Annotated in this window: 24 protein-coding genes; 5 read left to right on the top strand and 19 right to left on the bottom strand. The window is 69.3% G+C overall.

The window, feature by feature from the left end; genetic code table 11:
• Positions 1-4 precede the first annotated feature (4 nt).
• From VES41_RS17250 to VES41_RS17230, 5 genes are all read right to left on the bottom strand, one after another.
• Positions 5-964: a nitronate monooxygenase family protein gene (locus VES41_RS17250; protein ID WP_324819492.1), complete on the bottom strand. Its 960-nt coding sequence runs from the start codon at positions 962-964 to the stop codon at positions 5-7.
• A gap of 22 nt (positions 965-986) precedes the next feature.
• Positions 987-2777, bottom strand: a complete 1791-nt coding sequence (locus VES41_RS17245; RefSeq protein ID WP_324819490.1) for an acyl-CoA dehydrogenase — start codon at positions 2775-2777, stop codon at positions 987-989.
• Positions 2778-2854: 77 nt separating this feature from the next.
• Positions 2855-3790 carry an electron transfer flavoprotein subunit alpha/FixB family protein gene (locus tag VES41_RS17240; RefSeq protein ID WP_324819488.1) on the bottom strand — a complete coding sequence of 312 codons (936 nt, stop codon included), beginning with the start codon at positions 3788-3790 and terminating at the stop codon, positions 2855-2857.
• A 12-nt stretch (positions 3791-3802) separates the two neighbouring features.
• On the bottom strand, positions 3803-4552 hold the full coding sequence (locus VES41_RS17235) for an electron transfer flavoprotein subunit beta/FixA family protein (protein WP_324819486.1): 750 nt from the start codon (positions 4550-4552) through the stop codon (positions 3803-3805).
• Between the two features lie 232 nt (positions 4553-4784).
• The gene (locus VES41_RS17230; protein ID WP_324819484.1) at positions 4785-5741 is read right to left on the bottom strand and encodes a histone deacetylase family protein; all 957 of its coding nucleotides are present in this window, start codon (positions 5739-5741) and stop codon (positions 4785-4787) included.
• Positions 5742-5820: 79 nt separating this feature from the next.
• Here VES41_RS17230 and VES41_RS17225 point away from each other — a divergent pair, with 79 nt between their 5' ends.
• From VES41_RS17225 to VES41_RS17205, 5 genes are all read left to right on the top strand, one after another.
• Positions 5821-6741, top strand: a complete 921-nt coding sequence (locus VES41_RS17225) for a MoxR family ATPase (RefSeq protein WP_324819482.1) — start codon at positions 5821-5823, stop codon at positions 6739-6741.
• A 20-nt stretch (positions 6742-6761) separates the two neighbouring features.
• Positions 6762-7736, top strand: a complete 975-nt coding sequence (locus tag VES41_RS17220; RefSeq protein WP_324819480.1) for a DUF58 domain-containing protein — start codon at positions 6762-6764, stop codon at positions 7734-7736.
• Positions 7730-9736, top strand: coding sequence for a DUF3488 and transglutaminase-like domain-containing protein (locus VES41_RS17215; RefSeq protein ID WP_324819478.1), 2007 nt, complete (start codon positions 7730-7732; stop codon positions 9734-9736). The genes VES41_RS17220 and VES41_RS17215 overlap by 7 nt, the downstream gene beginning before the upstream one ends.
• An 88-nt stretch (positions 9737-9824) precedes the next feature.
• On the top strand, positions 9825-10901 hold the full coding sequence (mltB, locus tag VES41_RS17210; protein WP_324819476.1) for a lytic murein transglycosylase B: 1077 nt from the start codon (positions 9825-9827) through the stop codon (positions 10899-10901).
• Positions 10898-11461, top strand: a complete 564-nt coding sequence (locus VES41_RS17205) for a methyltransferase family protein (RefSeq protein ID WP_324819474.1) — start codon at positions 10898-10900, stop codon at positions 11459-11461. Before mltB ends, VES41_RS17205 begins: the two co-directional genes overlap by 4 nt.
• Here the strand turns inward: VES41_RS17205 and VES41_RS17200 are convergent.
• From VES41_RS17200 to VES41_RS17135, 14 genes are all read right to left on the bottom strand, one after another.
• Positions 11442-12005 carry a hypothetical protein gene (locus VES41_RS17200; RefSeq protein ID WP_324819472.1) on the bottom strand — a complete coding sequence of 188 codons (564 nt, stop codon included), beginning with the start codon at positions 12003-12005 and terminating at the stop codon, positions 11442-11444. The two genes, VES41_RS17205 and VES41_RS17200, sit on opposite strands and share 20 nt — an antisense overlap.
• On the bottom strand, positions 12002-13090 hold the full coding sequence (locus tag VES41_RS17195; RefSeq protein ID WP_324819470.1) for a beta-ketoacyl synthase N-terminal-like domain-containing protein: 1089 nt from the start codon (positions 13088-13090) through the stop codon (positions 12002-12004). Before VES41_RS17195 ends, VES41_RS17200 begins: the two co-directional genes overlap by 4 nt.
• On the bottom strand, positions 13087-13365 hold the full coding sequence (locus VES41_RS17190; RefSeq protein ID WP_324819468.1) for an acyl carrier protein: 279 nt from the start codon (positions 13363-13365) through the stop codon (positions 13087-13089). The genes VES41_RS17195 and VES41_RS17190 overlap by 4 nt, the downstream gene beginning before the upstream one ends.
• The gene (locus VES41_RS17185) at positions 13362-14516 is read right to left on the bottom strand and encodes an ABC transporter permease (RefSeq protein ID WP_324819466.1); all 1155 of its coding nucleotides are present in this window, start codon (positions 14514-14516) and stop codon (positions 13362-13364) included. Before VES41_RS17185 ends, VES41_RS17190 begins: the two co-directional genes overlap by 4 nt.
• Before the next feature lie 2 nt (positions 14517-14518).
• The gene (locus VES41_RS17180) at positions 14519-15439 is read right to left on the bottom strand and encodes an ABC transporter ATP-binding protein (RefSeq protein WP_324819464.1); all 921 of its coding nucleotides are present in this window, start codon (positions 15437-15439) and stop codon (positions 14519-14521) included.
• 5 nt (positions 15440-15444) lie between these two features.
• On the bottom strand, positions 15445-16425 hold the full coding sequence (locus VES41_RS17175; RefSeq protein ID WP_324819462.1) for a BtrH N-terminal domain-containing protein: 981 nt from the start codon (positions 16423-16425) through the stop codon (positions 15445-15447).
• Positions 16422-16817, bottom strand: coding sequence for a hypothetical protein (locus tag VES41_RS17170; RefSeq protein ID WP_324819460.1), 396 nt, complete (start codon positions 16815-16817; stop codon positions 16422-16424). The genes VES41_RS17175 and VES41_RS17170 overlap by 4 nt, the downstream gene beginning before the upstream one ends.
• A gap of 32 nt (positions 16818-16849) precedes the next feature.
• Positions 16850-17986 (bottom strand): beta-ketoacyl-ACP synthase III, encoded by a 1137-nt coding sequence (locus VES41_RS17165; RefSeq protein ID WP_324819458.1) that lies wholly within the window; start codon positions 17984-17986, stop codon positions 16850-16852.
• Entirely contained in the window at positions 17976-18956 is a 981-nt protein-coding gene (locus tag VES41_RS17160; RefSeq protein ID WP_324819456.1) for a dialkylrecorsinol condensing enzyme, read from the bottom strand. The genes VES41_RS17165 and VES41_RS17160 overlap by 11 nt, the downstream gene beginning before the upstream one ends.
• Before the next feature lie 63 nt (positions 18957-19019).
• Positions 19020-20750: an ABC transporter substrate-binding protein gene (locus tag VES41_RS17155; RefSeq protein ID WP_324819454.1), complete on the bottom strand. Its 1731-nt coding sequence runs from the start codon at positions 20748-20750 to the stop codon at positions 19020-19022.
• 114 nt (positions 20751-20864) lie between these two features.
• A complete protein-coding gene (locus VES41_RS17150; RefSeq protein WP_324819452.1) occupies positions 20865-21173 on the bottom strand; it encodes a DUF2160 domain-containing protein in 309 nt (102 codons plus the stop codon).
• 93 nt (positions 21174-21266) lie between these two features.
• The gene (locus VES41_RS17145) at positions 21267-22085 is read right to left on the bottom strand and encodes a carbohydrate ABC transporter permease (RefSeq protein ID WP_324819450.1); all 819 of its coding nucleotides are present in this window, start codon (positions 22083-22085) and stop codon (positions 21267-21269) included.
• The gene (locus VES41_RS17140; RefSeq protein ID WP_324819448.1) at positions 22082-22972 is read right to left on the bottom strand and encodes a sugar ABC transporter permease; all 891 of its coding nucleotides are present in this window, start codon (positions 22970-22972) and stop codon (positions 22082-22084) included. Before VES41_RS17140 ends, VES41_RS17145 begins: the two co-directional genes overlap by 4 nt.
• 19 nt (positions 22973-22991) lie before the next feature.
• Positions 22992-24062: an ABC transporter ATP-binding protein gene (locus VES41_RS17135; RefSeq protein ID WP_324819446.1), complete on the bottom strand. Its 1071-nt coding sequence runs from the start codon at positions 24060-24062 to the stop codon at positions 22992-22994.
• Positions 24063-24065: the final 3 nt, after the last annotated feature.

Genomic DNA, 24065 nt, shown 5'->3' with positions numbered 1-24065 from the left:
AGTCTCAGAGCTTCAGGCGCTGCCTGGCGGCGACGTATTCGGCCTTGAGCTTTTCCACGAACGCGGCGGCACCGGTCACCTCGGTGATCGCGCCGATGCCCTGCCCCGAGCCCCAGATGTCCTTCCAGGCCTTCTTGGCGCCGCCTTCGCCGCCGAAGTTCATCGTCTTGACATCGCCTTGAGGCAGGTTGGCCGGATCCATGCCGGCCGCGACGATCGACGGCGCAAGGTAGTTGCCGTGCACGCCGGTGAACAGGTTCGAGTACACGATGTCGTCGGAGGTGCCCTCGACGATGGCGCGCTTGTACTCCTCGCTGGCGCGCGCCTCGTGCGTGGCAATGAAGGCCGTCCCGATATAGGCGAAGTCTGCGCCCATGGCCTGCGCCGCCAGCACCGCGCCGCCGGTGGCGATCGAGCCCGACAGGGCCAGCGGGCCGTCGAACCACTGGCGGATCTCGTGGATCAGCGCAAACGGGCTCTTCACGCCCGCGTGGCCGCCGGCACCGGCTGCCACGGCGATGATGCCGTCGGCGCCCTTCTCGATCGCCTTGCGGGCGAACTTGTCGTTGATGACGTCATGCAGCGTCACGCCGCCATAGCTGTGCACGGCCTGGTTGACGTCCTCGCGTGCGCCCAGCGACGTGATGATGATCGGCACCTTGTACTTCTTCACCATCTCCATGTCGTGCTCGAGCCGGTCATTGCTCTTGTGCACGATCTGGTTGATGGCGAACGGTGCGGCCGGCCTGTCCGGATTGGCCTTGTTGTAGGCGGCCAGTTCCTCGGTGATCTCGGCCAGCCACTCGTCGAGCTGCGACGCGGGCCGTGCATTGAGCGCCGGCATGGCGCCCACCACGCCCGCCTTGCACTGCGCGACGACGAGCTTCGGGTTGCTGATGATGAACAGCGGCGAGCCGATGACGGGCATCGGCAGGTTCTGCAGGACGGGGGGCAGTTTGGACATCGGGTCTCTCGTGTTCGCGGGATCAGAAGGCATCGAGCGCCATCGCGATGGTGCTGTCGGCGCCGGCGACGATGCTGTCGGCGGTGGCCGGCACGGCGTTGAGCACGTGCTCGGCAAAGAAGCGGGCCGTGACGATCTTGGCCTGCATGAACGGTACGTCGTGACCCTTGGCGGCCAGCCCGGTCGCCACCAGCAGCGAGCGCGCCAGCTGCCAGCCGGCCACGAGGCGGCCGGCCATCAGCAGGTAAGGCACGCTGCCGGCGAACACCGCGTTGGGCGACGACTTCATCGTGCCCGTCATGAAATCGACCACGCGAACGAACGCCTCGCGGGCTGCCGCAAGGCGCACCGCCACGGCCTTGGCCTCGTCGCTGCCGAGTTCCACGAGTTCGCCTTCGGTCTTCTCGATCTGCGCGGCGATCGCCTTGGCCACCTGGCCGCCATCGCGCAGTGTCTTGCGCCCGACCAGGTCGTTCGCCTGGATGGCGGTGGTGCCCTCGTAGATGGTCAGGATCTTGGCATCGCGCAGGTACTGGGCCGCGCCCGTTTCCTCGATGAAGCCCATGCCGCCGTGCACCTGCACGCCCAGCGATGCCACCTCGAGGCTCATCTCGGTGCTGTAGCCCTTGACCAGCGGCACCATGAATTCGTAGAAGGCCTGGTTCTGCTTGCGCACGTCGGCGTCCGCATGATGGTGCGCCGCGTCGTAGGCGGCCGCGGCCACGGCGGCCATGGCGCGGCAGCCCTCGGTCTGCGCACGCATCGTCATCAGCATGCGGCGGATGTCCGGGTGATGGATGATCGGCGCGCTGCCGGCCACCGAGCCGTCCACCGGGCGGCTCTGCACGCGCTCGCGCGCATAGGCCACGGCCTGCTGGTAGGCGCGCTCGGCGATCGCGATGCCCTGCATGCCGACGGCGAAGCGCGCCGCGTTCATCATGATGAACATGTACTCCAGCCCGCGGTTCTCCTCGCCGACCAGGTAGCCCACGGCGCCGCCGTTGTCGCCGTACTGCAGCACCGCCGTGGGCGACGCCTTGATGCCCAGCTTGTGCTCGATGCTCACGCAGAACACGTCGTTGCGCGCACCCAGGCTGCCGTCCTTGTTCACCAGGAACTTCGGCACGACGAACAGGCTGATGCCCTTCACGCCTTCCGGGGCCCCGGCCACGCGGGCCAGCACCAGGTGCACGATGTTCTCGGCCATGTCGTGCTCGCCGTAGGTGATGAATATCTTGGTGCCGAACACCTTGTACGTGCCGTCCGCCTGGCGCTCGGCCCGGCTGCGCACCAGCGCCAGGTCGCTGCCGGCCTGCGGCTCGGTCAGGTTCATGGTGCCGGTCCATTGGCCGCTGACCAGCTTCTCGAGATAGGTGGCCTTGAGCTCGTCCGAGCCGGCGGTCAGCAGCGCCTCGATCGCCCCGTCCGAGAGCAGCGGGCACAGCGCGAAGCTCATGTTGGCCGAATTGAGCATCTCCGTGCAGGCCGCCCCAATGGTCTTGGGCAGGCCCTGCCCCCCGAACTCGGCGGGCTGCTGCAGGCCCTGCCAGCCGCCGGCCGCGTACTGGGCATATGCCTCCTTGAAGCCGGGGGTGGTGCTGACCACGCCGTCCTTGAGCGACGAAGGATGGCGGTCGCCCTCGACGTTCAGCGGCGCGATCACGTCCTGGTTCAGACGGGCGCATTCCTCCAGCACGGCCTGCGCCGTCTCGAGGCCGGCGTCCGCGAACGGCGGCAGCTTGGCCACTTCATCGATACGGGCCAGGTGCTCGATGTCGAACAGCATGTCCTTGAGCGGGGCGGTGTAGCTCATTGTTCTCTCCTGAGATGCAAAAAAACGCGAAAAAAAGGGCATCCGACGATGCCCCTTTCTTGTTGAAGGCGCGTGTCCTACAGCGCCTTGACCAGTTCCGGCACGGCCGTGAAAAGGTCGGCCACGAGGCCGTAGTCGGCCACCGAGAAGATCGGTGCTTCTTCGTCCTTGTTGATCGCCACGATCACCTTGGAGTCCTTCATGCCGGCCAGATGCTGGATGGCCCCGGAGATGCCCGCGGCGATGTACAGCTGCGGCGCGACGATCTTGCCGGTCTGGCCGACCTGCCAGTCGTTGGGCGCATAGCCCGCGTCCACCGCCGCGCGCGAGGCGCCCAGGCCGGCGCCCAGCTTGTCGGCCAGGGGAGCCATGACTTCCTGGAACTTCTCCGCGCTGCCCAGGGCGCGGCCGCCGGAGACGATGATCTTGGCTGCCGTCAGTTCGGGCCGCTCACTCTTCGTGACCTCGCGGCCGACGAAGCTGCTCTTGCCGCTGTCGGCCACGCCCTCGGCGTTCTCCACCGAGGCGCTGCCGCCTTCGGCCGCCGCGGCATCGAAGCCGGTGGTGCGCACCGTCAGCACCTTGATCTTGTCGCTGCTCTGCACGGTCGCGATGGCGTTGCCCGCGTAGATCGGGCGCTCGAAGGTGTCGGCGCTGTCGACCTTGGTGATGTCGCTGATCTGCGCAACGTCGAGCTTGGCGGCCACGCGCGGGGCGACGTTCTTGCCGCTGGCCGTGGCCGGGAACAGGATGTGGCTGTAGTTGCCGGCGATGGCCAGCACCTGCGCGGCCACGTTCTCGGCCAGGTTCTCGGCGAGCGAAGCGCTGTCGGCGGCGATCACCTTGGCCACGCCGGCGATCTTGGCGGCGGCCGCAGCGGCCTCGGCGGCATTGGCGCCGGCCACCAGGATGTGCACGTCGCCGCTGCCGCAGGCGATGGCGGCGGTGACGGTGTTGAGGGTCGCCGGCTTGACGGTGGCGTGGTCGTGTTCAGCAATAACGAGTACGGTCATGTCGCGGTTCCCTTAGATTACCTTCGCTTCGGTCTTGAGCTTGTCCACCAGCGTGGCGACGTCCGGCACCTTGATGCCGGCGCCGCGCTTCGGGGGCTCGGCCACCTTGAGCGTCTTCAGGCGCGGGGCCACGTCCACGCCGAGTTCGTCGGGCTTGAAGGTGTCCAGCTGCTTCTTCTTGGCCTTCATGATGTTGGGCAGCGTCACGTAGCGCGGCTCGTTCAGGCGCAGGTCGGTGGTGATGACCGCCGGCAGCGACAGCCTCAGCGTTTCCAGGCCGCCGTCCACTTCGCGCGTGACGCTGACCTTGTCGCCCGCCACTTCGACCTTCGAGGCGAAGGTGGCCTGGGGCAGGTCGGCCAGGGCGGCGAGCATCTGGCCGGTCTGGTTGGCGTCGTCGTCGATCGCCTGCTTGCCCAGGATGACGAGTTGCGGCTGCTCCTTGTCCACCAGGGCCTTGAGCAGCTTGGCAACCGCCAGGGGCTGCAGTTCTTCGCTGGTCTCGACCAGGATGCCGCGGTCGGCACCGATGGCCATCGCGGTACGCAGGGTTTCCTGGCACTTGGCCTCGCCGCAGGACACCGCGATCACTTCGGTCACCACGCCCTTTTCCTTCAGACGCACGGCCTCTTCGACGGCGATCTCGTCGAAGGGGTTCATGCTCATCTTGACGTTGGCGATATCCACGCCCGTGCCGTCACTCTTGACGCGGACCTTGACGTTGTAATCGACGACCCGCTTGACGGGGACAAGAACCTTCATTGGGATGACTCCATGAATAGTGAAACCTGGGGAGAAGAGTGTGAGCCGGCCATTTTAGGACGGCGACTTCCGAGCACCTGTTCATTTCGGTCAGCGCCCCCGGCGGGCGATCGATGAATAAACGAACGGTCGTGCTTTTTTTGAGGGATTATAGGTGACCAAAGTGCGTTCGGCCAGCCTGCTCGCGCCGGCACGGTAAGAAAACGATACGTGCGCCGTCGGCGCGGCCCGCTCAGACGTCGGCCAGCACGCGCAGATGCTGCTCGACGCTGTCGGCCAGCGCATCGAGGTTGTAGCCGCCCTCGAGCATCGAGACGATGCGTCCGTCGGCGAAACGCCGGGCCACGTCGCGAATTCGGCTGGTGATCCAGTAGTAGTCGTTCGCGGTCATGCCCAACTGGCCGAGGTCGTCCTCGCGGTGGGCGTCGAAGCCGGCGCTCACGAAGATCATCTGCGGCTTGAAGTCCTCCAGCCGGGGCACCCACATCATCTCGACGATCTCGCGGATCTCCATGCCCCGCGTATAGGCCGGCACCGGCACGTTCATCATGTTGGACGCCGGTTGCTCGGTGCCGCTGAACGGATAGAAGGGATGCTGGAAGATGCCGACCATCAGCACCCGCGGATCGTTGGCCAGAATGTCCTCGGTGCCGTTGCCGTGGTGCACGTCGAAATCGACCACCGCCACGCGCGACAGGCCGTGCACCTCCAGCGCATGGCGCACGCCGATCGCGACGTTGTTGAAGAAACAAAAGCCCATCGCCTTGTCGTGGCAGGCATGGTGGCCGGGCGGGCGCACCGCGCAGAAGGCGTTCTCGAGCTGCCCGCCGATGACCGCATCGGTGGCTGCCACCGCGGCGCCCGCCGCGCGGCGCGCGGCCAGCATCGTGAAGCTATTCATCGAGGTGTCGGGATCGATCTGTGCGTGGTCCGGCCCGCCCGCCGGCGCGTCGGCCACCAGGCGCTGACCGAGGGCCTGCAGATGCTCGACGTGCCCGGCCGTGTGGGCCAGGCGCAGTTGCTCCATCGTGGCCAGGGGAATGTCTTCCTGGCGCTCGAGCGCGTCGCCGACGCCGCTGGAGAGCAGGCGGTCCTCGATGGCGTCGAGCCGCCCGGGGCATTCCGGGTGTCCCTGCCCCATCTCGTGCTTCCAGAAGTCACGGTGAATGAAGTAGCCCGTCTTGCCCATGGTGTCTCGTGGTACAGGTCAAGGGGGCCCCGCCGAGGGTTATTTGACCTTCAGGTATCGTTTGCAGATGGATACAAAAATGGACGTCGCGGCCAAGCTCGCGAGCCTCCTGAATCAGCTTAACACGGTGATCGTGGGCAAACAGGCCCAGGTGCGCGACTGCGTGGCCTGCCTGCTGGCGGGCGGGCATCTCCTGATCGAGGACGTTCCGGGAGTTGGCAAGACTACCCTGGCCCATGCGCTGGCCCACACGTTCGGGCTGCAGTTCTCGCGAGTTCAGTTCACCGCAGACCTGATGCCGGGCGACCTGTCCGGCGTGGCCGTGTACGACCGCACCCAGCAAAGCTTCGTGTTCCACCCGGGGCCGGTCTTCACCCAGGTCCTGCTGGCCGACGAGATCAACCGCGCCAGCCCCAAGACCCAGAGCGCGCTGCTCGAGGCCATGGAAGAGCGACAGGTGAGCATCGAAGGCGAGACGCGCGCGCTGCCCTCGCCGTTCTTCGTCATCGCCACCCAGAACCCGCACGACCAGCTGGGCACCTTCGCCCTGCCCGAGTCGCAGCTCGACCGCTTCCTGATGCGCATCTCGCTGGGCTATCCCGACCGCGCCGCCGAGCGCGAGCTGCTGGCCGGCGACGACCGGCGCGACATGCTCGGCCGGCTGCCGGCGCTGCTGACCGCCGGCGAACTGGTGGCATTGCAGCAGCGAGTCCAGCAGGTGCACGCGGCCGAGCCACTGCTCAACTATGTGCAGGACCTGCTCGCGGCAACACGCTCGGGCCGCTGGTTCCTGCAGGGGCTGTCGCCGCGTGCCGGCATCGCCTTGCTGCGCGCGGCCAAGGCGCAGGCGCTGCTGGACAACCGCGACTACGCCGCGCCCGACGACGTGCAGGCGGTGCTGGCGCAGACCATCGCCCACCGGCTGACGCCGGTGGGCGATGCGGGCCGCGGCGCGGTCGAGCAGGTGCGCGCCATGATGGCGGCGACGCCGCTGCCCTGACGCGACAACGGCAGGACCCGATGAACCCCTCGCTGCGCCAGCGGATCGACGGCTGGTTCCTGTCGCGCCGGCCGCCGTCGGACCGGCTGCAGCTGACCCAGCGCAACGTCTACATCGTGCCCACGCGCGCCGGCTGGATGCTGGGCGTGACGGTGCTGGTGCTGCTGGTCGCCTCGATCAACTACCAGCTCAATCTCGGCTACCTGCTCACGTTCCTGCTGGCCGGCAGCGTAGCCGCCGGCATGTACGTCAGCCACGCGACGCTGCGCGGGCTGGCGCTGCACCTGCTGCCCCCGGAGCCGCAGTTCGCCGGCGCCGCCGCGGTGCTGCGCGTCGTGCTCGACAACGACCGCCGCGCGCCGCGCTGGGGCATCGGCATGGCGGTGCGGGGCCCCGGCCGGCTGCAGTGGGCCTGGTGCGACGTGCCCGGGGGCGGCAGCAGCACGATCGAGGTCGCCTTCCGCGCCGAACACCGCGGTCTTCATCCGGCGCCGGCGCTGGTGGTGGAGACGCGGTTTCCGCTCGGCACGTTCCGCGTCTGGTCGCTCTGGCGTCCGGCGGCAAGGGTGCTGGTCTACCCTGCGCCTGAAATCCAGCCGCCGCCGCTGCCCCCGGGCGACCCGGTGGCGGACGCCACGCTTGCGTCCGACGCCCGCGTCGCCCGGACCGGCGAGTACGACGGCGTGCGCGCCTACCGGCGCGGCGACCCGCTCAAGATGGTCGTGTGGAAGAAGGTCGCGCGCGCCATGGCCGCCGGCTCGGACGACCTCTACAGCCGCGAGACGCAGCAGGCCCGGCAGCAGGCCTTGTGGCTGGACGAGGCGCACACCGGCCTGCCCGGGCGCGAGGCCCGGCTCTCGCGCCTGGCGGCGTGGGTGCTGATGGCCGACCGCCTGGGCGTCGACTACGGCTTGCGCGTCGCCGGGCGCCAGGCCGGCCCGGCGCAGGGCGAGGCGCACCGGCGCCAATGCCTGGAGCTGCTCGCCACATGCTGAGCCGCGCCAGCCTGTCCCGCCTGCCGCGCGACGCGCGCGACACGCTGTTCCTGCTCGCCGTCATCGGCGTCATCGTGCTGCCGCAGGTGTCCCGGCTTCCGGTGTGGTGCAGCGCGTTGACCGCCCTCGTGCTGCTCTGGCGCGGCCGGCTCGCCCTGACCGGCCAGCCGCTGCCGGGGCGCGTGTGGCGCATCGGGCTGCTGGTGCTGGCCCTGGGCGCCACCGCGGTCACCCATCGCACGCTGCTCGGGCGCGACGCCGGCGTCACGCTGATCGTGCTGCTGCTGGCCTTCAAGACGCTGGAACTGCGCGCGCGCCGCGATGCCTTCGTCGTGTTCTTCCTGGGCTTCTTCGCGATGCTCACGAACTTCTTCTACTCGCAATCGCTGCCGACGGCCTTCGCCATGCTGGTGGCGCTGCTGGGACTGCTCACCGCGCTGGTCAACGCGCACATGCCGGTCGGCCGCCCGTCGCTGATGCTGGCCGCGCGCATGGCCGGGCGCATGGCGCTGCTGGGCGCGCCGGCGATGGTGGCGCTGTTCGTCCTCTTCCCGCGGGTGGCGCCGCTATGGGGCATGCCCACCGACGCCATGGCGGGCCGCTCCGGCCTCGGTGGGGACATGCGCGTCGGCGCCATCGCCGAGCTGGCCCTGGACGACGGCATTGCCGCGCGCGTGCGCTTCGAGGGCGACCGTCCGCCGCCGCAGCGCGACCTGTACTTCCGCGGGCCGGTGCTGGCTCGCTTCGATGGCCGCGAATGGCGCGCCCTGCCTGGCTACCTGTCGGCCCGGGTGCCGTCCGCGCTCCAGGTGCGCGGCGCCGCGGTCGACTATGAAGTGACGCTCGAGCCGAGCCACCGCCCCTGGCTGCTCACGCTCGACGCCGCGCCCGATGCACCGCAGGGCCCGCCGGATCTGCAGCTGCGCCAGACCCCGGAACTCCAGTGGGTGGCAGGGCAACCGATTCGCGACATGCTGCGCTACCGCGCGCGCAGCTTTCCGCAGTTCGTCAACGGCCCGACGCGGCGAGTGCCCGACCTGGCCATCTACACCCAGCTGCCGCCGCAGAGCAATCCGCGCACGGCCGAGCTGGCGCGGCAGATGCGCGCCGAGCCGACACTGGCCACCGACGATGCCGCCTTCGTGCGCTCGGCCCTGGCGCGGCTGCGCACCGGCGGCTACAGCTACACGCTCGAGCCCGGCACCTACGGCGAACACACCGCCGACGAGTTCTGGTTCGACCGCAAGGCCGGCTTCTGCGAGCACATCGCCTCGGCCTTCGCGGTGCTGATGCGCTCGGCAGACATTCCGGTGCGCATCGTCACGGGCTACCAGGGCGGGGACCTCAACCCGGTGGACGGCTACTGGACGCTGCGCCACCGCGACGCCCACGCCTGGGCCGAGGTCTGGCTCGCCGGCCAGGGCTGGGTGCGAGTGGATCCCACGGGCGCCATCTCGCCCGACCGGGTCGGCGCCTTCCGCCGGCTGAGCGCGCCAGACGGCGTCTTCGCCGGTGCCGTCAACGCGGTCGATCCCACCTTGCTGCAGAACATGCGCGCCGCCTGGGAAGCCGTGAACAACCGCTGGAACCAATGGGTGCTCAACTACACGCAGGGGCGCCAGCTCGACCTGATGCGGCACCTGGGCTTCTCGGCACCGAGTGCGCAGGACCTTGTCCTGCTCCTGCTGGCGCTGGTGATCGCCGCCAGCCTCGGCGCCGCCCTGTGGACCTTGTGGGAGCGCCATCGGCAAGACCCATGGCTGCGCCTGCTCGCGCGCACGCGCCTGCGCCTGCTGCGCGCCGGCCTGGCGCTGCCGGACACCAGTACGCCGCGCGAGATGGCCGCCCGGGTGCGGGCGCACTTCGGTGCGGACGACCGGGCGGCCGCGGCGCTGGCCGACTGGCTGCTGCGACTGGAGGCGCAGCGCTACGCGGCCAGGCCCGAGGCCACGCTCGGCGCGCTGCGAGCCCAGGCGCGGCGCCTGCGCTGGCCCGGCTGAGCGGCCGGCTTCGTGCGTACGTCACGCCGGTCGCAACCGGGTGTGACGTTCGGCGCTCAGCGCGCCCGACGACCGGCACAATGAAGCAATGCGACGCCGAGACCTCACCGCCCTGCCCCTGGCCCTGGCCGCCCTCCAACTGGGCGCACCGCTCGACGCCGGGGCCGCGCCCCGGCGCGCCGCGAAGGTGCGCAGCGAACCCGTCTACTACGCCGGGCGCGACGACGCCATGCAACTGGCCGACGAGATCGCCGTCCGCAACCGGCTCGACCGCGGCTGGACGCGCGACGTCATCGGGCAGGCTCGGTTCCTGCCCAACGTTCCGCCGCTGATGCGCCCGCGCGGCGGCGGCGGCGGACGACGCAACTGGCAGGCCTACCGGCGCCGCTTCGTCGAACCCATCCGCATCGGCGCCGGCACCGACTTCTGGCGCGAGCATGCCGGCACGCTGGCGCGGGCCGAGCGCGACTTCGGCGTGCCGCCGGAGATCGTCGTCGGCATCATCGGCGTCGAGACCATCTACGGCCGCATCATGGGCAACTTCCGCGTGCTCGACGCGCTCGCCACGCTGTCCTTCGACTTTCCGCTGGATCATCCGCGCGCCGACCAGCGCATCGCCTACTTTCGCGGCGAACTCGAAACCTTCCTGTCGGCCGCCAGCCGCCTGGGCGACGACCCGCTCGAGGCGCTCGGCAGCTACGCCGGCGCGACCGGCCTGCCCCAGTTCATGCCCAGCAGCATCGCCAAGTACGCGGTCGACTACGACGGCAACGGCCACATCGACCTGGCCGGCAGCCCGGTCGACGCCATCGGCTCGGTCGCCAGCTACTTCAAGGGCTACGGCTGGCAGGCCGGCTTGCCCTCGATCTATCCGGTCGACCTCGACGAGTCCCGCGCCCGGCTGGACGTGCTGTTGGCGCCGGACATCGTGCCCAGCTTCAGCGCCGACAGCTTCAGCGCGGCCGGTGCCCAACTGCCGCGCGAGGCGCAGCGCTTCGGCGGCCTGCTCGCGCTGATCGAACTGCAGAACGGCAGCGCGCCCTCCACCTACCTGGCCGGCACGCAAAACTTCTACGTCATCACCCGCTACAACTGGAGCAGCTTCTACGCGATGTCGGTGCTCGAACTGGGGCAGGAAGTGGCCGCGGCCATGCGCGGCGCATGACGCAGTCGTTGCCGGCGCGGCTGGCGCTGTTCGCCGTGGCCACGCTGTTCTTTCTGTGGGTGTCGCGCCATGCGCTGCGCAACCCGCGCGCGCACGGGTTCTTCCGCTTCTTCGCATGGGAATGCATCGCGGCGCTGGTGGTGCTCAACGCGCCCCGCTGGGAAGCCGAGCCCTTCTCGCCGCGGCAACTGGTCTCCTGGCTGCTGCTGTTCCTCTCGCCCTGGCTGGCATGGCTCGGCGTTCACGCGCTCAAGGCACGGGGGCAGCCCGACGCGCGCCGCGCGGACGCCGAACTGCTCGCATTCGAGCGCACCACCCGGCTGGTGACGCAAGGCGTATTCCGCCACATCCGCCACCCCATGTACGCCGCCCTGCTCGCCCTGGCCTGGGGCGCCTATCTCAAGGACGTCAGCCCGGCCAGTACCGCACTGGTGGCGCTGTGCAGCCTCATGCTGTTGTTGACCGCGCAGCGCGACGAGGCCGAATGCCTGGCCCATTTCGGCCCCGACTACGCCCAGTACATGCAGCGCAGCAAGCGATTCATTCCCGGCGTGTTCTGAGCAGAAGCCACCAGCGCGTGGCCAGTTCGTCGCCCGACTCCTCCACGCTGCCGAGCAACAGCGCCGGCGCATCCGCGGCGAGCGCCTCGGATTGCGCCAGCCGCCACGTCACAGGCAGGGCCCGGCTGCAGACGCAGGCGCCATCGCCCTGCCAATCCAGCCATCGGCACAGCGTGGCCAGCAGCAGGCTGGGCTGGCTCTGGATGAAGCCGAACGGCAGCGGCATGCCGTCGGGGCTGCGCGCCGCATGCGCCGCCGTTTCATGTGTGGCGCTCTGCGGGCCGCTGCGGCTGGCCACGCGCACGAGCGCGCCTTCTGGCAGCCCGGACAGGCCGGCGGCATCCAGGCAGGCACGCGCGCCATGCAGGCCCAGTTCCGCCCACACGCCCAGGCGTCGCGGCCGTTCGGCCAGTCGCGCGGCCAGCGCCTGGCGCCAGCGGGCATCCGGCGGTGCGGCTTCGAAGGATGCTGCCAGCGACCAGTGCGCGCCGAGAATCCAGGCCGGCGCGGGTGGCGAGACAGATCGAGGCTGGCCGAGGTTCATGTTGGCGCCTCGTCGGACAGGACCCATGCCGCATGACCGCCGCCGATGCCCGCGAACAGAAGCAAGGCATGCCGCACGTGGGCATGCGGTACCTCGGCCAGGCGGGGCGCGAGCAGCGGATCCGGCGCGTAGTCCAACGATGGCCAGGCGCGCGCCGCCAGGCAGCCACTGAGCAAAGCGATCTCCGCCGCGCCGGAGGCGCCCATGGTGTGGCCCAGCGCAGGCTTGAAGGTGACCCAGGCGCAGCGCCCTCGCCCGTGGACGCCCGTCGCGGCAACCTGGTCCAGCACGCGGGCTTCCACCGCATCGTTGGCCGGGCTGCCGACGGCGTGCAGCTTGACCAGCCCGATGTCCGCTGCCGCCACGCCGGCGCGCTGCAACGCCTGCCGGATCGCCTGCGCCAGCGCCCCCGCTTCGATGCCGGCCGGGTTCCCGCCCGCGACCACGTTTGCCCCGCCTGCCAGCCGCCAGCGCGCCGGGGTTGCGCGCAGGCTCAGCGCCGCCACTGCCTCGCCGGGCAGCAGCCCGTTGCGGGCGGCGCCCATCGGTTGTGCAGCGCGTTCGCTGAGCAACTGCATCGCGCCGAATCCGGCCACCGTATAGCGATTGGGCAGTTCCAGTCCGAGCACCAGGGCCTCGTCATGCTCGCCGCCGGCGAGCAGGCCATGCGCGGCCAGCAGGGCCTGGGCCGACGAAGTGCAGGCGTTGCAGACGCTGAAGACCGGCCCGCGCCAGTCGAGCCAGCCGCCCACGGCCTCGGCGAAAGCATGCGGATCGCCGTCCCAGTCGAGGCCGGTCTCGCGCAGGCCGATGTCGAGCGACGACGACGCCACGAAGAGCGGCCCCGCGCGGCGGCCGTCGAGCGCGCCGCTTTGCGCCGCTGCGGCGCAAACCCATGCCCGCGCCTGGGCGAGCCAACCGGCGCCGGCCGCTTCCTTCGGCCAAAGTGCATGGACCGGCCAGTCCAGGTCCGCGTAGCGCCGCATGCGGGGCCTCGTGGCGCTGCGCAGGGCATGCAGCGCGGTCGGCAGGTCCGGTCCGAGGGCGCTCGCCAGGCCGCAGCCATGCAGGTACACAGGCCTCACGTGGCGCCCAGCCTGGCCTGCAGGTGCTGCGCCAGATAGGCCAGCGACTGCAGCGCCTGGCGCGTCTCCTTGCTGTCGGGCATTCGCACGCCGTAGGCCTGCTGCAGCGCCATCGACAGTTGCAGCGCATCGAGCGAATCCAGGTCGAGTCGCGCGTCGGGGCCAAACAGCGGTTCGTCGTCGGCCAGGCCGCCGGGCGGCTCGTCCCGGTCCACCGCCTCGAGCACCACCCGCTTGAGTTCGGCCAGGCCTTGCACGCTGCCGATGTCCTTCATCCCCGTCTCCTGAAAAGCCATGCCGAACACGCGCCGGCAGCCACCGCCAGCAGCAGCAGCCTGATCACCTGCGGCATGACCTGCGCCAGCCCGCCGCCGCGCAGCAGCACGGACAGCAAGGCCTCCAGCCCCCAGTTCATGGGCGACAGGCTGGCCACCCGCTGCATGAACGCGGGCATGACGAAAGTGGGCACCATGATCCCGCCCAGCGCGGCCATCAGCACGTTGAGCGCCGGCCCCAGCGTCGCGGCCTGCCCCGGCGTGCGCACCAACCCGGCCAGCGCCAGCGAAAGGCCCACCGCCGCGGCACTGATGGCGCCGAGCGCGCAGAACAACGCCAGCCAGTCCACGCCGGCCAGGGACAGGGCATCCCCTCCGAGCCAGGGCATCAGCCAGATACCGACGCCGAGCATCAGCAAGACCTGCAGCAGGTTCACCGCCAGGTACGGCAGCGCCTTCGACAGCAGCAGCGTGTGCGGGCGCACGCCCAGGCTGCGCAGCCGCGCCAGCGTGCCATTGGCGCGCTCCTGGATGTACAGGTTGGACAGCGAGGCGACGATGAAGAACATGCCGAACACCAGCCATGCCGGCACGTTCTGCTGCACCGCCGTCGGCCGCACGCCGGGCGCCGCCACCCGCGCGGCGTCGACCAGCGCGGCCACGGACGCATTCGCCGGCGGGGGCAGCGCGCCCGCTTCCAGCATGGCGTGACGCGCCTTCAGCTCGCCGGCGAGACCGAGCAGTTCGGCGCGCAGCGCGTTGAGCAGGTTGCCGTCGATGCCCGGCTCGGCCAGCAGATGGACGCGCGCCTGCGTCGGCAGGCCCAGGGCCCGCAGTTCGTCGGACAGCTGCGCGTCGAGGACGACCACGTACTTCAGCGTGCCCCGGTGCAGCTGGCCGTTCCAGTCGGCCGGCAGGGGCTGGGGCGTGCCGTGCGCGGCCGCCCAGTCGCGCGCCAGCTGGCCGGCCGGCGCGCCGCCGTCGCGGTTGTCTATCGCGTAGGACAGGCTGCGCAGCGGCGGGTCGTAGTAGTCCTGCAGCGCCAGCGACATCACCACGATGAACACCGCCGGCAGCAGGAACAGCGCGGCCAGGCCGTGCACGTCGCGCGAGAGCACCAGCAGTTCCTTGCGGATCAGGGCCAGGAGCATGCTCAGGCCTCGTCACGCAGAGGGCGCCGCGTGAGCGTCATGAACAGGTGCTCTAGGCTGTAGCGGCCGTAGGTGGCCTGCGTGACGCCCAGGCCGCGCGATTCCAGCGCCGCCAGCACGGCCGCCGGCGTGTGGTCCGGCGCCAGCTGCACTGTCCAAAGGCCGCCTGCGATCGGGGCCTGCACGCTCCCGAACGGCAGGAGGTCTTCCTGCGCCAGGCCCGGCGCCGCCAGGCACAGCACGTCGCGCCCGTGGGCAAGGAGTTCGGACAGGCTCCCCTGGCACAGCACCTGGCCGCGGTCGAGGATCAGCGCGCGGTCGGCGATGGCCTCGATCTCCTCCATGTAGTGCGACGTGTAGACCACTGCCGTTCCGGCACGCGCCAGCCGGGCGATGGCCTCGAGGATGAAGGCGCGCGATTGCGGGTCCACGCCCGCGGTCGGCTCGTCCAGGATGAGCAATTCCGGTTCGGCCAGCAAGGCGATCGCCAGGTTCAGGCGCCGCTTGAGGCCGCCCGACAGGCGATCGGCCCGCGACGAGGCAAAGCGCGCCAGTTGCGCGAAATCCATGCAGTCGCGGATGCGCGCCCGCCGCCTCGGCCCCTTCAGCCGCGCGGCGGCAGCGAAGCAGTCCAGGTTTTCCTCCACGCCCAGGGCGCCATAGAACGCATGGTCCTGCGGCGCCACCGCGATGCGCGTGGGCGCGCCGGCGCGCACCTGCGCCAGCGGCACGCCGTCGATCAGCAGGCGCCCGCGCTGCGGTACCAGCGTGCCGGCCAGCAGCGAGATGAGCGTGGTCTTGCCCGCGCCGTTGGGCCCCAGCAGGCCCAGCACGCTGCCGCGCGCGGCGCTCAGGGACACGTCCTGCAGCGCATCGATGGGCGCGCCGGGGTAGCGGTGGGACAGCGCCTCGATGCGCAACATGGGCGTCAAGCCACCGCGGCGCGCAGGTCGCGGAAGAACGACTCCTCGGCGTCGGCCTGTGCGCGCAGCAGGCGAGCCAACGCCGGAGGGTCCAGCGCGTCGCGGCCCTTGACCATGCGCGCGGCCGCCAGCGCCAGGCGGCGCCAGTCGTCGCCGATGGCGGTCAGGCGATCGGACAGCGGCATCAGCTGTGGCATCGCCGCGATCTGCGCTGCCTCCTGGAGGAAAGCGGCATAGACGAAGCGAAAGCCCGCGCCGCCGGTGCCGATCTCTTCCTGCATGCGGACCATGTGGCCGACGAAGTCGAGACTGCCGGCGTCGTCGCGCGGCAGGCGCGCCAGGCGCCCGGCGAGGGTGCGCATGCCGCGCACGCCGACGATGGGCAGTGGCGCCAGCATGCGCCCGGCGGCCTTGCGGATAGCATGCCGCAGCGCTTCGGGCGTGATCTCCTTGCGGCCCACCGATTCGGGGTAATAGAGCAGGCCCTTGGGCGCGAGCATGCCGCGCGCGAAGCGGGCCCGAGAGAGGTCGGGCGCCGGGCAGCGCATGGGCGTCTCGAACACCGGGTCGCTCACCAGGTAGTCCTGCCCTTCCCTGCCGTAGACCAGCAGGTTGTGCGCATTGAAGTGGAAGCGCATGTCCGGCGGGAAGTAAGGCAGCCAGAACACCGACGTCTGCACGCCCACCAGGCGGCCCTGGCCGAGCAGTTCGTCCAGGCGGCGCTCGCCGGCCGCGGGCGCGGAAAAGGTCTCGAAGCGGAATCGCGCCTGCAGCGGCCCGATCATGCCCTTGATGATCGCCTTCGGCGGCATGCGGTAGGCGATCAGCGGCAGGCCCGAGACCTTCACGAAAGGCAGGTAGGCGAAGGACAGCGCACCCGCCAGGCCGAACGCCAGGCTCTCGCTCATCGGCACGCCATGGTGGCGCAGCAGGTTGGCGATGACGCCGCTTTCGCAGTGCGCCGCGTGCTGGTGCTGGAAGTTCAAGGCAAGCCCTTCAGTTGCGCCACCTCCAGGCCCAGCGCCTGTGCATAGCGTGCCAGCAGTGCCGGCGACAGGCGGGCGAAGCGGCCCGGGCGCAGATGCCGGCGCACGCGCCACTGCCACAGGCCGCTGGTCTGCGACAGCAGCGCCACGTCCATGCGACGCTGGTGCATCCAGTACTCCAGCGGCGAGGCCAGGCCGCGCGCCGCGCGCTCACGCGCGGCTTCGGCGCGCGCGAGCAGCACGTCGACGGCATGGCTGGTGACGATCTCTTCGGCTTCCCAGCCGCGTGATGGCACACCGACCAGCCGCCCGCCGGCATCGCGCGCGTACATCAGCTTGCAGTGGCCGCCAAGGGTGGCGTTGCCTTCCTGGGGAACGACGTCGAGGTCCATGTCAATGCCCTGGGCGGGAAGCCGGCTTCACGTCAGGTGGCCTGCATGTGGATGAAACCGCTGGAGAAGCGCCCGCTTTCGGGCACGAACATCAGCAGGCGCTGGCCCTTGCGCACGCGCCCGGAGCGCAGCAGCTCGTCGAGCATGATGAAAGGCGAGGCCGAACCGGTGTTGCCGCGCGTGGCCAGGTTGCTGAACCAGCGCTCGCGCGGGATCGGCAGCCCCGCATCGCGCAGCGCGGGTTCGGCCGATTCGAGAAAGTAGTGCGACGACATGTGCGGCAGGAACCAGTCGATGTCCTGCGCACGCAAGCCGCGCCGCCGCACGATCTCGGCCAGCGGCTCGACCAGCGTGGCGCGCGCGATGTTTTCGTTGAGCAGGCGCACGTCCTGCTTGATGGCGAAGATGGACCGCTCCTGCCACTGCGCCCCGTCGAACCCGGCCCAGCCCTGCAGCCGGCCGCTCTCGTCCTTCTCGGCGCCGCCGTACATGCAAACCGGCAATTCGTGCGCGGCGGACGACAGCTCGACCCAGTCCACCCGCAGCGGCAGCGGCCCGACGGGCTCGCGTTCGAGCAGCACGGCGCCGGCGCCGTCGGACAACATCCAGCGCAGGAAGTCCTTCTCGAACGCGACCTCGGGCCGTTCCTGCAGCTGCGCCACGCGATGTGCCGACTCCGCCTCGAAGTGGCGCGCCATCAGCAGCGGCGAGACCAGCTCGGAGCCGGTGGCCACGGCACGCCGCGCCTCGCCTGCCTTCACCGACAACCAGGCATGCTTGAAGGCCGCCGTTCCGGCCAGGCAGATGCCGGCGCAGGACACCACCTCCAGCCTGGGCCAGCCCAGCTCGCCGTGCACCATCACGCCATGATTGGGCAGCAACTGGTCGGGCACCGACGTGCCGGTGGCCAGGCAATCCACCTGGCCGAGGTCGTCGCCGAGCGCCCGCACCGCCTTCGCGGTGAGCTGGGCGTTGCTCATCGACGCGCGTCCGGTGGCGCGGTCGATGGCGTAGTGGCGGGAAACGATGCCGTTGCTGCGAAGGATGAGCCGGCGTGCGCGCGAAGGCAGGCCGGCGACTCGTCCGAGCAGGTCCTCCATCTCATCGTTCGAAACCGGCGGCAGGGGCAGATGGGCCGCGCTGCGAGTCAGGTAAACATCAATCCCCATACAGGTGGTAGCGCTCCCCGGCGCTGCCCGAAGGCAATTCAAAGTGGGCCTGAATTCTAGACAGGCGATCCCGGAACAAAGGCCGCAGCAGTGCCTGCAGCATCAGGCTCAGAGGCACGAACGTGACAATTAGCGTCAGAAGGAAAAGGAAATAGAGCGCCAGCAATGGCTTGCGCAATGCCGCCCCCGGCGGCCCGACTGCGCGCAGCAGCTTGCCCCACAGGAAGAAGCTGCGCGTGCCTGCCTTCTCGCTCACGTACAGGCGCGCGTCGGCCCGGGCCGCGCCCAGGCCGGCCAGCAGCGGCGCGCTGCCCTGCTCCCGGTCGTGCGCGAGCGCGTCGCGCAAAGCCAGGCCGAAGCGGCGGGTGCCGGCGATCTGCGCCTCGGACAGGCCGGCATCGGGCATGCCCCAGAAGCCCTTCTTGCGGCCGCTCAGCAGCCAGACCGGCGTGGTGACGAAGGTCGCCAGCGTCGGCCCCGGATCGGTCAGCACCACGTGGTCGAGCAGGCGCGCGCCGCTGGCGTGCAGCATGGCCTGGAGCTTCTCGAAAGCCAGCATCCACATGTTGCGGCAGGCCACCACCGCCACCACCGGTTTGCCGCGCAGCAACCGCTGCGCCACCGGGTGCTTGAGAAAGCCGGTGATGGGCAACGAAGGCGCCAGGAACCAGACCTGCCACGGCAGGATGACCAAGTCGAATTCTTCCTCGCCGGTCAGCGACAGCGGCGCCAGCGCCGGCGGCACGCCGTGCGCCGACTCGGGGAAGGCGTCGAAGAACCGCAGGAACGGCCATGGACAGGGGTAGTCAGGCTGCGGCCGCAGCTGTTCCACATGGACCGAGATGGCGGGGTCGGCGCGCAGCGGCTCGAGTATGCGTTCGGTCACGCGGCGCAACTGGCCGGTCTGCGAGTAGTCGATGACCAGCACGCGCTTGACGCGTCCGGCCGAAGGATCAGGATTGGCAGGCAATGGGGGCGACGGAAGGGAGATCGGGTCAGGGACTGTACCCAATCTCCCCGGCACGGCTGCGGCTCAGCGCACCTTGCCTTCCTTCCATGCAGTCAGCAGCTTGTTGTAGTCCACCGTCTCGCCCTTGGGCTTCTCGTTGGCGAGCTTCTTCCAGGGCGCGTGCTGGTCGCTCAGCCACTTCGACGGATCGCTCTTGGCATTGAGCTTGGGCGGGCACTTGGCCATGCCCGCACGCTCGAGCCGCGCCATCACCTGGTCCATCTCCTCGGCCAGGTTGTCCATGGCTTTCTGCGGCGTCTTCTCGCCGGTGACCGCCTCGGCCACGTTCTTCCACCACAGCTGCGCCAGCTTGGGATAGTCGGGCACGTTGGTGCCGGTGGGCGACCAGGCCACGCGCGCCGGGCTGCGGTAGAACTCCACCAGCCCGCCGAGCTTGGGCGCCATGTCGGTCATCGCCTGGCTGCGGATGTCGGACTCGCGGATCGGCGTGAGGCCGACGATGGTCTTCTTCAGCGACGTGGTCTTGGCGGTGATGAACTGCGCATACAGCCAGGCGGCGGCCGTCCTGTTGGCGTCATGGCCGTCGAAGAAGGTCCACGAGCCGACGTCCTGGTAGCCGTTCTGCATGCCCTGCTTCCAGTACGGCCCGTTCGGGCCGGGCGCCATGCGCCACTTGGGCGTGCCGTCGGCATTGACCACCGGCAGGCCGGGCTTGGTCATGTCGGCGGTGAACGCCGTGTACCAGAAGATCTGCTGCGCGATCTGGCCCTGCGCCGGCACCGGCCCGGCCTCGCCGAAGGTCATGCCGGTCGCCTCCTTGGGCGCGTACTTCTTCATCCAGTCGACGTACTTGGTCAGCGCGTAGACGGCGGCCGGCGAGTTGGTGCCGCCCCCGCGCGAGACCGAAGCGCCCACCGGCGTGCACTTGTCGTCCGCCACGCGGATGCCCCACTCGTCGACCGGCAGGCCGTTCGGATTGCCGATGTCGGCCTCGCCGGCCATCGACAGCCAGGCATCGGTGAAGCGCCATCCCAGCGACGGGTCCTTCTTGCCGTAGTCCATGTGGCCGTAGATCGGCTTGCCGTCGATGGTCTTGACGTCGTCGGTGAAGAACTCGGCGATGTCCTCGTAGGCGCTCCAGTTCAGCGGCACGCCCAGGTCGTAGCCGTACTTGGCCTTGAACTTGTCCTGCAGGTCCTTGCGTGCGAACAGGTCGGCGCGGAACCAGTACAGGTTGGCGAACTGCTGGTCGGGCAACTGGTAGAGCTTGCCGTCGGGCGCGGTGGTGAACTTGGTGCCGATGAAATCCGCCAGGTCCAGCCCCGGGTTGGTGAACTCCTTGCCCTTGCCCGACATGTAGTCGGTCAGGTTCATGATCTTGCCGTAGCGGTAGTGGGTGCCGATCAGGTCGGAGTCGGAGATCCAGCCGTCATAGATCGACCGGCCCGACTGCATCGAAGTCTGCAGCTTCTCGACCACGTCGCCTTCCTGGATCAGGTCGTGCTTGACCTTGATGCCGGTGATTTCCTCGAACGCCCTGGCCAGTGTCTTGGACTCGTACTCGTGCGTGGTGATGGTCTCCGACACCACCGAGATCTCGTTGACGCCGTTGGCCTTGAGCTTGGCCGCCGCATCGATGAACCACTTCATTTCCGCCGCCTGCTGCTCCTTCGACAGGGTGGAGGGCTGGAACTCGCTGTCGATCCACTTCTTCGCCTCGGCCTCGCCCGCCGATGCCGCCTGCGCGGCGCAAAGGGTCGCGGCCAATGCCAGTGCTGTGTAACGCATCCTCATTTGCTTGTCTCCTCGTTGCGCACCGCCCCTGTGTGGTTTCGAACCCGCGGCCCCGGCCCAGGGGCGGCATGAGGGCCGGGACCTGCGTGGAAAAGCGAAGACGTGGCGCGCGGGCTAGCCCTTGCGCATGATCACGCCCAGCACCAGCATCGAGATGGCGAAGCCGATCCAGATGGAAGGTTCGGCCTCCAGCTGCAGCCATTCCTGCAGCCAGCCGGCCAGGCCGACGAAGATCAGGTTGATGTAGGCCGCGCACAGCAGGCCGATGAAGAGCCGATCGCCGCGCGTGGTCTCGATCGGCAGCCAGCCGCGCCGCAGCGTGGTGGGCGAGCGGATCTCCCACACGGTCATGCCCACCAGCAGCACGGCGATGACGCTGAAGAACACGGCCACCGGGGTGGTCCAGACCATCCAGTCAAGCATCGCGATGTCCTTTCGGTCGATTGATCGGGCGGTTGCGCTCATGCGGGAGCCGGCGGCGTGCCGGACCTGCGAAGCAGCGTAGCCCGGGGTCGGTCATACGCGCCCCATGGCGAAGCCCTTGGCGATGTAGTGGCGCACGAACCAGATGACGATCGCGCCGGGCACGATGGTCAGCACCCCGGCCGCCGCCAATGTGGCCCAGTCCATGCCCGATGCGCTGACCGTGCGCGTCATGGTCGCCACGATCGGCTTGGCGTTGACGCTGGTCAGCGTGCGCGCCAGCAGCAGCTCGACCCAGCTGAACATGAAGCAGAAGAATGCCGCCACGCCCACGCCGGCCTTGATCAACGGCAGGAAGATGGTCAGGAAGAAGCGCGGAAAGCTGTAGCCGTCGATGTATGCGGTCTCGTCGATCTCGCGCGGTATTGCGCTCATGAAGCCTTCGAGGATCCAGACCGCCAGCGGCACGTTGAACACGAGGTGCGCCAGCGCCACGCCGATGTGCGTGTCCATCAGGCCCACGGTGGCATAGAGCTGGAAGAACGGCAGCAGGAACACCGCCGGTGGCGTCATGCGGTTGGTCAGCAGCCAGAAGAACACGTGCTTGTCGCCCAGGAAGGTGTAGCGCGAGAACGCATACGCGGCCGGCAGCGCCACGCTCAGCGAGATCACCGTGTTGATCAGCACGTAGATCAGGCTGTTGATGTAGCCCGAGTACCAGGATTCGTCGGTGAAGATGCGCCGGTAGTTCTCCCAGGTGAACTCGGCCGGGAAGAACGAGAAGCTCGACAGGATCTCCCCGTTGGTCTTGAAGCTCATGTTCACCATCCAGTAGATGGGCAGCAGCGCGAAGACCAGGTAGGCCAGCAGGAACAGGTTGCGCTTGCGAAAGCGGCGTGCGTCCGGGTTCATGGCGCCTCCTTCAGGTCTTGCGTGCCCACCCGCTGCATCCAGTTGTAGAGCACGAAGCACAGCAGCAGGATGATCAGGAAGTAGATGAGCGAGAACGCCGCCGCCGGGCCCAGGTCGAACTGGCCGACCGCCTTCTGCGTCAGGTATTGGCTGAGGAAGGTGGTCGCGTTGCCCGGTCCGCCGCCGGTGAGCACGAATGGCTCGGTGTAGATCATGAAGCTGTCCATGAAGCGCAGCAGCACTGCGATCATGAGCACGCCGCGCATCTTCGGCAGCTGGATGTAGCGGAACATCGCGAACCGGCTGGCGCCGTCGATGCGCGCGGCCTGGTAGTAGGCGTCGGGAATCGAGCGCAGGCCGGCGAAGCACAGCAGCGCCACCAGCGGCGTCCAGTGCCACACGTCCATCACCAGCACCGTGAGCCAGGCGTCGCGCGCATTGCCGGTGTAGTTGTAGTCCACCCCGAGCTTTTGCAGCATGTGGCCCAGCAGGCCGATGTCGGCGCGGCCGTAGATCTGCCAGATGGTGCCGACCACGTTCCAGGGAATGAGCAGGGACAGGGCCACGATCACCAGCACCGCCGACGACTTCCAGCCGGTGGCCGGCATCGACAGGGCCAGCGCGATGCCCAGCGGGATCTCCACCACCAGCACCGCCAGCGAGAAGCCGAGCTGGCGCAGCAGCGCCGAGTGCAGTTCCTCGTCGCGCATCACCGAGGCGAACCATTCGGTGCCGACGAACACCCGCCGATCCGGAGAGATGATGTCCTGCACCGAGTAGTTGACTACCGTCATGAGGGGCAGCACGGCCGAGAAAGCCACGCAGACCAGCACCGGCAACACCAGCCACCAGGCTTTCTGGTTGACCGGCTTGAGAATCGCGTTCATGGTTTCTCCTTGGCGCGGCTCAGGCGATGAGCTGCTCGTCGCGGTAGAAGCAGGTGCGCAGGTCGACCACCTGCAGCCACACGCTGTCGCCCAGCGCCGGCAGCGGCGTGCCGGGTGCCAGCCGTGCCTTGAGCACGCCGCCCTGGGCCTGCGCCGTCAGCATGGTGCAGATGCCGATGTCTTGCAGGCGCTGCACCGTCGCGGGCACGGCGCCCGGCCCGTGCGGCGTGGACAGCCGAAGATGCTCGGGCCGGATGCCCACCTTCAGTGCGCCCTCCGGCAACGGCCCCGGCGCCGTCATTTCGACGCCGCCCACCTGCAGGCGGCCGCGGCTGAACTCCGCGGGCAGGAAGTTCATGCCCGGCGAGCCGATGAAATGGCCGACGAAGGTGTGGGCCGGGCGTTCGAACAGCGCCTCCGCGGGGCCGACCTGCACCGCGCGCCCGCGCGACATCACCACCACCTCGTCGGCAAAGGTCAGCGCCTCGACCTGGTCATGCGTGACGTAGATCAGCGTGAGCTTGAGCTCGCGGTGGATCTCCTTGAGCTTGCGCCGCAGCTGCCACTTGAGGTGCGGGTCGATCACGGTCAGCGGCTCGTCGAACAGCACGGCCGAGACGTCCTCGCGCACCAGGCCGCGGCCGAGCGATATCTTCTGCTTGGCATCGGCCGACAGGCCCGAAGCGCGCTGGTTGAGCTGCCCGCCCAGCTCCAGCATGTCGGCGATGCGCGCCACGCGCTCGCGCACGCGCGCGGCCGGCACGCCCCGGTTGCGCAGCGGAAAGGCCAGGTTCTGCGCGACCGTCATGGTGTCGTAGATCACCGGGAACTGGAACACCTGTGCGATGTTGCGCTGCTGCGGCGTCTGCGCAGTCACGTCTCGGCCGTCGAACATCACGGTGCCCTGCGACGGCGTGAGCAACCCCGAGATGACGTTGAGCATGGTGGTCTTGCCGCAGCCCGATGGGCCCAGCAGCGCGTAGGCGCCGCCATCGGCAAAGCTCATCTTCAGCGGCAGCAGCGCGTAGTCGGCGTCTTCCCGCGGATTCGGCCGGTAGGCATGTGCCAGGTCGAGGTCGATGCGGGCCATGCG

Origin of the sequence: Variovorax sp. (genome assembly GCF_035634955.1) — a bacterium.
GTDB lineage: Bacteria > Pseudomonadota > Gammaproteobacteria > Burkholderiales > Burkholderiaceae_C > Variovorax.
This window is presented reverse-complemented; position numbering and strand designations above follow the sequence as displayed.